The organism is Dechloromonas denitrificans (genome assembly GCF_001551835.1).
In the GTDB taxonomy this organism is placed as follows: Bacteria; Pseudomonadota; Gammaproteobacteria; order Burkholderiales; family Rhodocyclaceae; genus Azonexus; species Azonexus denitrificans.
Genome location: NZ_LODL01000019.1, coordinates 145531 through 158149 on the forward strand (window position 1 = coordinate 145531; position 12619 = coordinate 158149).

At 63.6% G+C, this 12619-nt stretch carries 9 protein-coding genes; 6 read left to right on the forward strand and 3 right to left on the reverse strand.

What is annotated here, in order from left to right:
• The first annotated feature begins 4 nt into the window (after positions 1-4).
• The 6 genes from AT959_RS08505 (at position 5) to aroG (ending at position 8865) form a co-directional block, all read left to right on the forward strand.
• The gene (locus tag AT959_RS08505; RefSeq protein ID WP_066882566.1) at positions 5-3907 is read left to right on the forward strand and encodes a YhdP family protein; all 3903 of its coding nucleotides are present in this window, start codon (positions 5-7) and stop codon (positions 3905-3907) included.
• A complete protein-coding gene (locus AT959_RS08510; RefSeq protein WP_083518301.1) occupies positions 3904-4713 on the forward strand; it encodes a carbon-nitrogen hydrolase family protein in 810 nt (269 codons plus the stop codon). Before AT959_RS08505 ends, AT959_RS08510 begins: the two co-directional genes overlap by 4 nt.
• A 10-nt stretch (positions 4714-4723) precedes the next feature.
• Positions 4724-6169 (forward strand): metalloprotease TldD, encoded by a 1446-nt coding sequence (tldD, locus tag AT959_RS08515; RefSeq protein ID WP_066882567.1) that lies wholly within the window; start codon positions 4724-4726, stop codon positions 6167-6169.
• A gap of 27 nt (positions 6170-6196) precedes the next feature.
• The gene (locus AT959_RS08520) at positions 6197-6814 is read left to right on the forward strand and encodes a c-type cytochrome (protein ID WP_066882568.1); all 618 of its coding nucleotides are present in this window, start codon (positions 6197-6199) and stop codon (positions 6812-6814) included.
• Between the two features lie 103 nt (positions 6815-6917).
• Entirely contained in the window at positions 6918-7700 is a 783-nt protein-coding gene (locus AT959_RS08525; RefSeq protein ID WP_066882569.1) for a type IV pili methyl-accepting chemotaxis transducer N-terminal domain-containing protein, read from the forward strand.
• Positions 7701-7785: 85 nt separating this feature from the next.
• A complete protein-coding gene (aroG, locus tag AT959_RS08530; protein WP_066882570.1) occupies positions 7786-8865 on the forward strand; it encodes a 3-deoxy-7-phosphoheptulonate synthase AroG in 1080 nt (359 codons plus the stop codon).
• Positions 8866-9095: 230 nt separating this feature from the next.
• Here aroG and AT959_RS08535 read toward each other — a convergent pair whose 3' ends face one another.
• From AT959_RS08535 to AT959_RS08545, 3 genes are all read right to left on the reverse strand, one after another.
• Entirely contained in the window at positions 9096-9827 is a 732-nt protein-coding gene (locus AT959_RS08535; protein WP_205629871.1) for a hypothetical protein, read from the reverse strand.
• A gap of 275 nt (positions 9828-10102) precedes the next feature.
• Entirely contained in the window at positions 10103-12196 is a 2094-nt protein-coding gene (locus AT959_RS08540; protein ID WP_083518302.1) for a TonB-dependent receptor, read from the reverse strand.
• An 18-nt stretch (positions 12197-12214) separates the two neighbouring features.
• The gene (locus tag AT959_RS08545) at positions 12215-12604 is read right to left on the reverse strand and encodes an ExbD/TolR family protein (RefSeq protein WP_083518303.1); all 390 of its coding nucleotides are present in this window, start codon (positions 12602-12604) and stop codon (positions 12215-12217) included.
• Positions 12605-12619: the final 15 nt, after the last annotated feature.

The following is a 12619-nucleotide window of genomic DNA, read 5'->3' on the forward strand; positions in this document are numbered from 1 at the left end:
ACGCGTGAATAGCCCGGTCTCCCGGCAGGAAATCCGTTCGGCTGTCTATTACCGCTTGCACTGGCTGTGGCCGATCCTGGCCCGGCCGGCCGTCCAGCGCGGCCTGCGCCTGCTCGGCTGGGGGATGTTCGCCACCTGGCTGCTCTTCGCCATGCTGGTGCTGGTCCTGCGTTACGCGGTGCTGCCCAAGGTCGGCGACTACCAGGCCGAGATCGAGCAGGCCGCCTCGCGCGCCGTCGGTCAACCGGTCAAGATCGGCAACATCGAGGCCCGCTGGCAGGGGCTGAATCCCGATCTGGTCCTTGATAATGTGCAGGTCTTCGATCGTCAGGGACAACCGGCCTTTTCGCTGCAGCGGGTGGAGAGCGTGCTCTCCTGGCAGACCCTGTGGCGCCTGCGTCCGATGCTGTCGCTGCTTGCCTTCGATGGCACGGTGCTGCACGTGCGGCGCGAAGCCAGCGGCAAGATCACCGTCGCCGGCATGGATACCGAGGGCGAGAGCGACCCCGCCTTCGCCGAATGGGTGCTGGCGCAAAGCCATATCCGCATCCGCGATGCGACCATCGTCTGGGAAGACCGCCTTCGCCAGGCGCCGCCGCTGGTCCTCGAAGACCTCCAGTTCGGCCTCGACAACAGCGGCCGCCGGCATCGTTTCGGCCTGTCGGCGGTGCCGCCGGCCGAACTGGCGGCGCGCATCGACATCCGTGGCGAAGTGAAGGGCGATATCGGCGAGGCGCTCGAGCATCTCTCCGGCAAGATTTTTGTCGAACTGGACTACGCCGACCTCGCCGGCTGGCGTAGCTGGGTCGATTACCCGCTGCAGTTGCCGCAGGGCCGCGGCGCCTTGCGCCTGTGGGGCGACTTCGAGGAGGGTGGTGGCAAGCTGACGGCCGACGTCGCGCTGGAAGAGGTCCGCCTGCGTCTGGGCCGCAAGCTGCCCGAACTCGCTCTGGCCAGCATGCGCGGCCGGCTGGAAGGGCGCTACAAACCGAATGAATGGGCCGTGATCGGCCGCAAGGTGGAATTGCTGAGCGAAGACGGGACGCGCGTCGCACCGACCGATTTCCAGGCCGACTGGCGGCAGAATCCGCAGAGCGGTGCGATCAGCGGCAGCGCCAGCGCCAGCTTCCTCGATCTCGGCATTCTCGCCCGGCTGGCCGCTTACATGCCGCTCGATGCGCGCAGCCGCGAACTGTTGCAGACGCACCAGCCGCAGGGTCGGATCAGCGAATTGCGGGCCAGTTGGGGGCTGGAGGGCGACGCCTTGAAGCGTTACGCCCTGAAAGCCTCGTTCGCCGAACTGGGGATCGAGGCCGGCGGTTACTTTCCTGGCGCCAACGGCCTGTCCGGCCTGATCGACCTCAGTGAAAAGGGCGGCGACCTGATCCTCGACTCAGCCACTTCCAGCCTGTCGCTGCCGGCCGTTTTTCCCGAGCCGGAGATTGCGCTCGATACGCTGAAGGCGCGGGCGAGCTGGAAAAATTCGCCGACGGCGACCGACGTCAAGCTGGACAAGCTCGAATTCGCCGGCCCGGAGGCGGCTGGCTCGGCGCGCGGCACCTATCGTTACACTGGCGAGGGGCCGGGTGAAATCGACCTCACGGCGGCGGTCGACCGCGCCGATGGCCGAGCTGTCTGGCGTTACATGCCGCACGCGGTCAATGCCGATGCCCGTGCCTGGCTGCGTCGCGGCATCGTCGCCGGCCGCGGCTACGACGGCCGCCTGACGCTGAAGGGCAATTTGCGCGACTTCCCGTTCCGCGACGGCAAGGGTGGTCTGTTCATCGTCACCGCCAAGGCGGCCGACGCCAAGGTCGACTACGCGCCGGGCTGGCCGACCATCGAGCACATCGACGCCGACATGAGTTTCGGCATCGGCATGAAGATCCAGGCGAGCCAGGGGAGCATCCTCGGCGCCAAGCTGTCGGACGTGACGGTTGAAATTCCCGATTTCGAATCGCACGAGGAAATGCTGCTCGTGCGCGGCGAGGCACAGGGGCCGACCAGCGAGTTCTTCCGCTTCATCGACCAGAGCCCGGTCGCCAACAAGATCGACCGCTTTACCGAGGGCATGAAGGCGGTCGGCAATGGCCGGCTCGATCTCGAACTCGACATTCCCTTGCGCCATGCGCTCGATACCAAAATGCGCGGCGATTACCATTTTCTCGGCAACCAGTTGCAGCCGCTGGCCGGTCTGCCGCCGCTGACCCAGGTCAATGGCCGCCTGCGGCTGACCGAAAACACCGTCGCCGCCCAGGACATCACCGGCAAGGTCTTCGGCGGCCCGCTCAAGGTGCTGGTCAAGAGCAACGGCGACAAGGTCGGCGTGCTGGCCAGCGGCACGGCCAATGTCGGTGAGGTGAGCGCGCACTTCGGCTGGCCGCTGATCAACCACCTGTCCGGTCGCGCCGACTGGAAGGCCGATATCGCCATTCGCAAGCGCAATGCCGATGTCGTCATCGAGTCCGACCTGCTCGGCGTCAGTTCGCCCTTGCCGGAGCCCTTGAACAAGAGCGCGACGATGGCCTTGCCGCTGCGTATCGAACGGACGGCGCCGGACCCGACGCGCGAACAGTACCGGATCACGCTCGGTCGGGTGGCGCAGGGGCTGGTCGTCCGCCGCGGCGAGTCGTGGGAACGCGGCGTTCTGGCCGTTGGCGAAGCCGAGCCGCGCCTGCCCGAGAAGGGGCTGGCGGTGCGGGTGGTGACGCCACGGATCGATGCCGATGCCTGGCGCAACTTCCTGCCGGACGGTGCGGCGGGCGAGGCCGGTAGCAACGCTAACGGCGCCGCGAATGGCGGCTTGGCGCTCAGTCTGGTCAGCCTTAAGACGCCGCAGTTGCGCCTCTTCGGCCGCGACTACAACCAGGTCGAAAGCAGCCTGCGGCCGCGTGATGGCGGCTGGCAGATCGGCCTCAATACGCGCGAGGCGGTCGGCGATATTTTCTGGCGCAGCGCCGGCGAAGGCTGGGTCGAGGGCTATTTCAAGCGCCTGGTCATCCGGCCGGCGAGCGAGATGGGTGACGGCAATGCGACGCTGATCAATTCCTTGCCCGGGATGAGTCTGCAGGTCGAGGATTTCCAGATCGGCGAGAAGGCCCTGGGCCGGCTGGACTTGAAGGCGCGCAACGACAAAGGCGCCTGGTACCTCGATTCGCTCAGTTTGCAGAATCCGGACGGCGGTCTGAAGGGCAAGGCGATCTGGGCCAATGTCGGGCGCCATCAGACGCGGCTCGATTTCGAACTGGTCGCCAAGGATGCTGGCAAGCTGCTCGACCGCCTCGGCTTTGCCGATGCCGTCCGGCGCGGCACGGCGACGCTGGGCGGCGAACTGCAATGGGCCGGGCCGCTGACCTCGATTCACTATCCCTCGCTGACCGGCCAGATGTCGGTCAATGCCGAAAAGGGGCAGTTCAACAAGCTGGAGCCGGGGGTCGGCAAACTGCTCGGCCTGATTTCCCTGCAATCGCTGCCGCGCCGCCTGACCCTCGATTTTCGCGATATTTTCAGCGATGGCCTGGCTTTCGACAGCATCGAAGGCAAGCTGGCGATCCGCAAGGGCATCATGCGGACCACCGAGCCGTTGCGCATTTACGGGCCGGCGGCACAGATCGAAATGCAGGGCGAAACCGATTTGCAGCGCGAAACGCAGGACCTGCAAGTCGTCGTCCGCCCGGAAATCGGCGGCCTGGCCGCAGTCGGTACTGCCGCCCTGATCAATCCGGTGGTCGGCGCGGCGGCGCTGGTCGCCAACACCGTGCTGCAGAAACCGCTCAATCGCCTGTTCAGCTATCGTTATCATGTCACCGGCAGCTGGAGCGACCCGCAGGTCGACAAGGCTGGCGAAACCCGGCTGGACGTGCCGGCCGGGGCGGCGCCGAAGCCGGAAGAGGAGAACAAGCAGTGAGCCAACAGAATTGCCGTATCGCCGCCTTGCAGATGGTTTCCGGGCCGCGCGTCGCCGACAACCTGGCGCTGGCCGGCCGGCTGGTCGACGAGGCGGTGGCGCAGGGCGCCCAACTGGTCGCGCTGCCCGAATATTTTCCGATCATCGGCGCGGCCGATGCCGACCGGGTCCGGGCGCGCGAGGATTTCGGCCACGGCCCGATCCAGGACTGGCTGGCGGCAACGGCGCAAAAGCACGGCATCTGGGTTTTTGCCGGTTCCATCCCGTTGACCGCAAGCCTGCCCGACAAGATGCGGAATTCCAGCCTGGCCTACAACCCGGCCGGCGAATGCGTCGCCCGTTACGACAAGATGCACCTGTTCGGCTTCAGCAAGGGCGAGGAGTCCTACGACGAGGCCGCCTTCATCGAGGCCGGCAGCCAGCCGGTCGCCGTCGATACGCCGTTCGGCCGCATCGCGCTGTCGATCTGCTACGACCTGCGTTTCCCGGAACTTTACCGGGCGCAGGGGGCGGTCGACCTGATCCTGATGCCGGCCGCCTTCACCGACACCACCGGCCGCGCGCACTGGGAAATCCTGCTCCGTGCCCGCGCCATCGAGAACCAATGCTACCTGCTGGCAGTCGGACAGGGGGGACGCCATGAAAACGGCCGCCTGACGCACGGCAACAGCATGATCGTCGACCCCTGGGGCGAAATTCTCGACCGCAAACAGAAAGGGCCGGGCGTCGTCATTGCCGACCTCGACCACGCCCGCATTGCCGAAATCCGCGAGAGCCTGCCGGCTCTCGCCCACCGTATTCTCTGACGGAGTTTCAATGAATCCTAACAGCGCCCTGGCCCAAGCCGAATCCCTGTTGCTCGCGCCCTTCTCGCTGACCGAAGGCGATCTGTCGCGCACCTTCGGCCAGATCCTGACGCATCAGGTCGATTACGCCGATCTCTATTTCCAGTATTCCCGTTCCGAGGCCTGGAGCCTCGACGAAGGCATCGTCAAGTCGGGTAGCTTCAACATCGATCAGGGCGTCGGTGTGCGCGCCATCTCCGGCGAAAAGACGGCCTTTGCCTACTCCGACGACATCAGTTCGCATGCCCTCGGCGATGCCGCCAATGCCGTGCGCGCGATTGCCGCGGCCGGCCAGAGCGGCAAGCTGCCAGCGCTGAAGCACGGCGCCGCAGCGCGCAACCTGTACGTGCCGCACGACCCGATCGCCTCGCTGCCGGCCGAGGCCAAGGTCAAGCTGCTCGAACGCCTGGAGAATTTCGCCCGTGCCCTCGATCCGCGAGTGCTGCAGGTCATGGCCTCGCTGGCCGGTGAGTACGAAGTGATCCTCGTTGCCGGCTCCGATGGACGGCTGGCTGCCGACATCCGGCCGCTGGTCCGCTGTTCGATCTCGGTCATCGTCGAGGAAAACGGCAAGCGCGAGCAGGGCAGCGCCGGCGGTGGCGGACGTTTCGATTTCGGCTATTTCGACGACGAAATCCTCCAGCGCTACGCCAAGGAAGCCGTCCATCAGGCAGTCACCAACCTGCACGCCGAGCCGGCCCCGGCCGGCCAGATGACCGTCGTGCTCGGTGCCGGCTGGCCCGGCATCCTGCTCCACGAAGCGGTCGGCCACGGCCTCGAAGGCGACTTCAACCGCAAGGGCAGTTCCGCCTTCAGCGGCCGCCTCGGCCAGCGCGTCGCGGCCGAAGGCGTCACCGTGATCGACGACGGCACGATCGCCGACCGTCGCGGTTCGCTCAACATCGACGACGAAGGCAACACCACCCAGCGCACCGTGCTGATCGAGGACGGTATTCTCAAGGGCTACATGCAGGACAGCCTGAATGCCCGCCTGATGGGCGTCGCTCCGACCGGCAACGGCCGCCGCGAATCCTTCGCCCACCTGCCCCTGCCGCGCATGACCAACACCATGATGCTGGCCGGCAAGCACGATCCGCAGGAGATCATCCAGTCGGTCAAGAAAGGCATCTACGCTGCCAATTTCGGTGGCGGCCAGGTCGATATCACCAGCGGCAAGTTCGTTTTCTCGATGAGCGAGGCCTACCTGATCGAGGACGGCAAGGTGACGCGGCCGATCAAGGGAGCGACGCTGATCGGCAACGGACCGGACGCGCTGACCCGGGTTTCGATGATCGGTAACGACCTCCAGCTCGACCCCGGTGTCGGCACCTGCGGCAAGGACGGGCAGAGCGTGCCGGTCGGCGTTGGCCAGCCAACGCTGCGTATTGATGGACTGACGGTGGGCGGAACGGCATAATTCCATATTCTTGTCATGGGATTGCCGATGAAAACACTCCTTGCTCTCGCCGCCTGGCTGCTCTGCGGCGCCGCTCTGGCCCAGCCGGCCGCCCAGGATCGTCTGAAGGCCATCCAGGCCGACCCGGCGGCACTCAAGGCCGCCGTCGAAGCCGGTAAAAAAGCTTCCTTCTTCTGTGCCAATTGCCACGGTGAAGACGGTGTCAGCAAGTCGCCGGAAATTCCCAACCTGGCTGGCCAGAACCCGGCCTACCTGCTCGAACAGGTGCGCAAGTTCGGTAGCGGCGAGCGCAAGGACCCGTTCATGCAGGGCCTGATCAAGGTTCTGAAGGACGAGGAGCGGGTACAGATCGCGCTGTTCTATGCCAGCACCACGGTGCTGCCGTCGCGCAGCGATGCGGCGCAGGCGGCGCAGGGCAAGGTGCTGTTCGGCAAGCTGTGCTCCCGCTGTCATGGCGAACAGGCGCATGGCAACGAGACCTTTCCCCGGCTGGCCGGCCAGAAGCAGCCCTACCTGCGGACCTCGATCATGCGCTATCGCGACGGCACCGGCGAACGCAACAACCAGCTGATGTCGATTGCCACGGCGAGCTTGAAAAACGAGGACATCACGGCGCTGACCAATTATCTGGGCCAGTTGCCTTAATCTTTTGTCATTGTTGTGACAATGTTGATGGACATCATGGATAGCCGCTAGGGCGGCCGCTACATTGTTAGGCCTTGAAAACGCCTGACATTGCGGAGATGCCATGAAGTCCTTGTGCAAATTTGTGTTGGCGGCCTGTATTTTTGCCGCCGGCGGCGAAGCACTGGCCCAGATCGGCGATCTCCATTCGGCAATCAACAAGGCGGGCCGCGAGCGCATGCTGTCGCAGCGCATGGCCAAGGCCTATTTCCAGATCGGCCAGCAGATCGAAGTCGAGCGCTCGAGCAAGCTGCTCGACGCCTCGATCGCCCAGTTCGACCGCCAGCTGGTCGAATTGAAGAACTACGCACCGACCGCGGAAATCAAGGACACCTACCTGAAGCTGGAAAAAGTCTGGCTGGCCTACAAGGACGTCCTGCTCGGCACGACGCCGTCGGTGGCGAACGGTCGCAAGGTGCTGGAAATTTCCGAACAGGTACTGGCCCTGGCGCACCAGGGCACTGTCCAACTGGAAAAGCTGTCGGCCAGCCAGTCCGGGCGGCTGGTCAATGTTTCCGGCCGGCAGCGCATGCTGTCGCAACGCATGGCCAAGTTCTATCAGGCGATGGCCTGGGGCATCGGCGACATGAACAGCGCCGCCGAACTGGACAAGGCGCGCAAGGAGTTTGCCGCGGCCCAGCAGGAACTCTCGGCGGCCCCGGTCAATACGCAGCAGATCAAGGATGCGCTGGAACTGGTCCGCCAGCAGTGGTTCTTCTTTGAAAATGCGCTGAACCAGAAATCGGCCGGCGACAAGCGGGCGCAGACTGCGGTGGCGACGACCAGCGAACGTATCCTCGACGAAATGGAAAGCACGGTCGGGCTGTACGAAAAGCTCGGCCGCTGAGGCGCCGCACCGGGGCGGGCTCGAAATCCGGGCCGCGCATCCGGTAGAATGCTGGGTTTTCAGCATTTTCTGATTGGGGCTGGCCATGACGCCGCAGAACAAACCGAATACCGACGACGTTCGCATCAAGGAAATCAAGGAACTGGTCCCGCCAGCGCACGTCTTCCGCGAATATCCGGTATCGAACCGTGCGGCGCAGACGACCTACACCGCCCGCCAAGCCATCCATCGCATCCTGCACGGCGCCGACGACCGTCTGCTGGTCGTCATCGGCCCCTGCTCGATCCACGACTACGACGTGGCGATGGACTACGCCAAGAAACTGGCCCGCGAAGCCGAGAAGTATGCCGACGACCTAGTCGTCGTCATGCGCGTCTATTTCGAAAAACCGCGCACCACGGTCGGCTGGAAAGGCCTGATCAACGATCCGCGCCTCGACAACACCTTCCGCATCAACGAAGGCCTGCGCCTGGCCCGTCGCATCCTGCTCGAAATCAACGAGATGGACCTGCCCTGCGCCACCGAATTCCTCGACACCATCACCCCGCAATACACCGCCGACCTGATCGCCTGGGGCGCCATCGGCGCCCGCACCACCGAGTCGCAGGTGCACCGCGAACTGGCCTCCGGCCTGTCCTGCCCGGTCGGCTTCAAGAACGGCACCGACGGCAACATGCGGATCGCGGTGGACGCCATCCGCGCCGCCAATTCGCCGCACCACTTCCTGTCGGTGACCAAGTCCGGCCACACCGCCATCGTATCGACGGTCGGCAACGAGGACTGCCACGTCATCCTGCGCGGCGGCAAGGAACCGAACTACGACCCAGCCAGCGTCGATGCCGCCGGCCAGGAAATCGCCAAGGCCGGCCTCGCCGCCCGCCTGATGGTCGATTTCTCGCACGGCAACAGCCGCAAGCAATACAAGCTGCAGATGGAAGTCAGCGACAGCGTCGCCGCCCAGATGGCGGCCGGTGAAGAGCGCATCGTCGGCGTCATGGTCGAATCCCACCTCGTCGAAGGCCGCCAGGACCTGTCGCCGGACAAGGACCTGACCTACGGCCAGAGCGTCACCGACGCCTGCATCGGCTGGGACGACAGCCTGAAAGTGCTCGACCAGCTGGCCGCCGCCGTCCGCGCCCGGCGGGTGGCGGAAGCCGCGGACTGAGCGCCGGTTTTCCTTGCCGCAGTAAAAAAGGCCCGACATTGTCGGGCCTTTGTTTTTGCCTTTTCTGCACAGTCGACCGGCCGATTCCGGATCTGGAATGCCAGATTTGATCGTTTGGAGTACGGCAACGGGCAAGATGATTTGGGCTATTCGCCCATTTCATGCAATTTGGAAATTCAATGACCAAGTTGTGCCCAAAGCGGAAGTTCGATATTTGGAAAAGCAGACCTTCACGAATTTCCGGTAATTTTTCTCCATTCGGAGAGGCGAATCAGATGCTCTTCCAGTGACATTGTGTGATGCGAAATCTCTCCACAAGTCAGGCTTACTATCGTGGAAATGCTGATCGTTGAAACGGTTTTTCCGTTGTCAGAGTCGGAGCGGCAATCACGAAGATGATAGAAAGTAACCTTCGAAACTTCCTCGGCAAATTGCTCCCTTAGCGCAAGCATCTTTGGGCGAAGAACTCCGAGCACGGAATTGCCGTACCGGACGGCTTCCTCACTCGTTGGTATCTTGCCCTTGTGAATGACTTCATTCCTGAAACTAACCTGAGGATTGGATAGCAGCTCCGGAGACTCACCGAAATTCGAAGCCCACAAGAATACAAATGCACCTAACTGCCGTTCGGATTGGTTTGCCACTTTTTTCCAGCAATTTTGAAATAGCTCTTCAGACTTCGAAGCCTGTTCAAGAAAAACTCGCAAGGCAAACTCGTAGAAGCGCTCTAAGCTAGATGTAAACGATGAAACAGCCTCGCGGTAATAGCCATCAAGAATTGCGTGGGCGCCAATATCAAATAGAACCTCAAATTTCTGTTGCTGTAGGACCGTCGCAGTCTCATGCCCTAAGGAGCATTTGATTTCATAGCGTCCATCGTCACGAAATCCCACATGACTGAACTCGTCAGTTGGTCTGCCCAATTCTTGAAAGCACTGCATACATGGGACCAGGAGGCGCACGGGGATATTCCTTTTGAATATTACATTTCGAATTGATACGCCCATTATGCGTGTGGAATTGCCCTTGACAAGGGACGCGTGCAAAGGAACTCGGAAAACAGCTTGAATAACACTTGCTGTGCGAGTTCCGGTTTTGAAGTCCTGCGACCGCTTTTCGGCAATATCGCTGTCCGTCTGTTTCTGGTCGATTGCCGGCCAGGAAAAAAACCGCCTTTCGGCGGTTTTTTTCCTGGCAGTCGCGGGGCTATGTGCTGAAACCAGGCCTCCATTCAAACTCAGAACGTGGCGCGCAGCCCGATCCGGAAGGTGCGCGGTTCCAGCGGGTGCACCAGCCGGCCGTCGATGCCGCCGCCACAGGTGCCGCCCAGCGTTTCGCTGCGCGTGCATGAACCGCCCCAGTATTCGATGTCGTTGGCCTGTTTGTCGAACAGGTTGAGCACATCGAGAGTCAGTTGCAACTGCGGGCTGATGCGGTAGCCGGCTTTCAGGTTGGCCATCCAGAACGGCGTCGATTTCTGTTCGCCGCTTTCTTCCAGCGCATAGGCCCCGAGGTAGCGCAGGCGGAGGCCGCCGAACCAGGCGCCGCCGTGGTCGGCGCTGAGGCCGAGCGAGGCGGTGAGGGGGATGGCGTTCGGCACATGGCGGCCGCCGTTATCCGGGTTGGCCTGCTTGAAGCGGGCCTGCGACCAGGCGAGGTCGGCATCGATGATCCAGCCGTCGGCCGGGGTGATGTAGTTCGACCATTCGACGCCGTGCCGCTGCGAGGCGCCTTTCGGCTCGGTAATACCTTCGTCGCCGATGAAGACCAGTTCGGAGGCGAGTTCCATCTGCCAGACCGATAGGCTGCTGTTCCAGCCGGGTAGCGGTGCCGCCCGCATGCCGAGTTCGCTGCCCTTGGCCTTGACGATCAGCGGCACCGCTTCGGTCGCCGAGCCGTCCTGCGGGTTGGTGCGGGCCGTCGCGCCGCGCGCGTCGTTGCTGTGGAAGCCGTGGCCCCAGTTGGCGTAGAACTCGGTCTGGCCGAGCAGGTTGAAGGGGCCGAAGACGACGCCGAGTTTCGGGCTGGTTTGCCCAGCGTCGACTGAGCCGCCGTTGTCCATGTTGTACTGGCCGCCGAGGGCGGTGGCCTGGGCGCGGATCTGGTCGCGGCGCAGGCCGAGGTTGGTGCGCAGCCAGTGGTTCCATTGCGTGCGGGCGGCGAAGAAGGCGGCAACGGCGGTTTCGTCGATGCGGTCCTCGCGGACGGTGCCGGTCCGCCGGCGGTTTTCGGTGGTGTACAGGCCGACCTTGCTGATCCGGTCATGGCGCAATTGCAGGCCGGCGGTGATTTCGGTGTCCTTCCAGTTCGGGCCGAGAAACCAGCTGTGGCTGGCCTGGCCGCCCCAGGTTGTCCTTTCATCGGCCTGTTCGTGCTGGTCGCCTTGGCTGCCGCTGATGTAGCCGGAGGGCGCCGAGAACAGGTTGAGGCCGTAGTCGACAACATAGAGGCTGGCCTTGCTCGCCCCGTTGGCCCCGGTTTGCGCCCAGTCGCCGGCCAGGCTGTAGCGGTGCGTGTGACCGCCGTCGTTGGCCGACAGCGCGCCGTAGCGGCCGATCTCGCCGCTGGCGATGGCGCGTTCCGGGACGTGCTCGGTCGCCGTCCAGTCCGCCTGATAGAGCATGCCGGTCAGCGAAAAACCGTTGGCGGCGGTGCCGGACGTCAGGCGCAGCACGCCGTTGTACTTTTCGAGATTTTCCGCCTGCTCCCACGGGCCGTCATTGCCGGCCACCTCGATGGCGCCAATCAGGTTGAGGTCGTTGAGCTGATGACCGCCGGCGGCAAGCAGGCGACGATAGTTGTGCTGGCCGAGGCCGATATCGACGAAGCTCTTGTCGAGCTGGCGCAGGTAGTCGATGCGGGCGCTGCCGGTGGTCGCGAAGTCGCCGTCCTCGGCGGCATAGACGCCCTTGCGGTACTTCATGCTGCCGACCAGTTCGGGAATCAGGAAATTGAGATCCATGTAGCCCTGGCCGTGGGCGTGGCTGACCATGTTCACCGGCATGTCCATGATCTGGGTCGCGAAATCGCTGCCGTGGTCGAGATTGAAGCCGCGCAGGAAGTACTGGTTGGCCTTGCCGTCGCCGGAGTGCTGGGTGACGATCATGCCGGGCACCGTTTCCAGCACTTCGGCCGGGCGCAGCAGCGGGCGGTTGGCCAGTTGCTTGGCGGTGACCGTGCCTTCGTTGGCCGAGTCGGCGATGCCGGTCAGATCCTGGCTGCCGCTGTTGACCGTAATTTCCTGCAGGGTCGGAATGCCGGCGGCCTGAATGTTTGTGGAGAAGGCCAGCAGCACGGCGGCGGCCAGCGGCGAAATTGAAAATGCTTTCATCAGAACTCCCTGGAAAATTTATCGTGTAGTTGAAGCCGGCTGCGTAACAAAGCCGATCTTGGTCAGCCCGGCCCGGCGGGCGGCGCTCATCGTCTCGGCGACGGTTTCGTAACGGGTGGCGCGGTCGGCCTTGAGGTGCATTTCGACATTGGCATCCTGGGCGACTGCCTCACGGAACTTCTGTTCGAGCGCGCTGCGGTCGACCGTCTCGGAACCGACAAAAATGGCATTCTCGGCATTGATCGCGACCTGCAGCGTCATCGGCTTTTCCGGCGTCGGCGTGCTGGCGGCGCGCGGCAGGTCAACCTTGACCGAATGCGTCATCAGCGGTGCGGTGATGATGAAGATGATCAGCAGCACCAGCATCACGTCGACCAGCGGCGTCATGTTGATTTCCGCCGTCGGCATCTGGTGGCTTTGCGA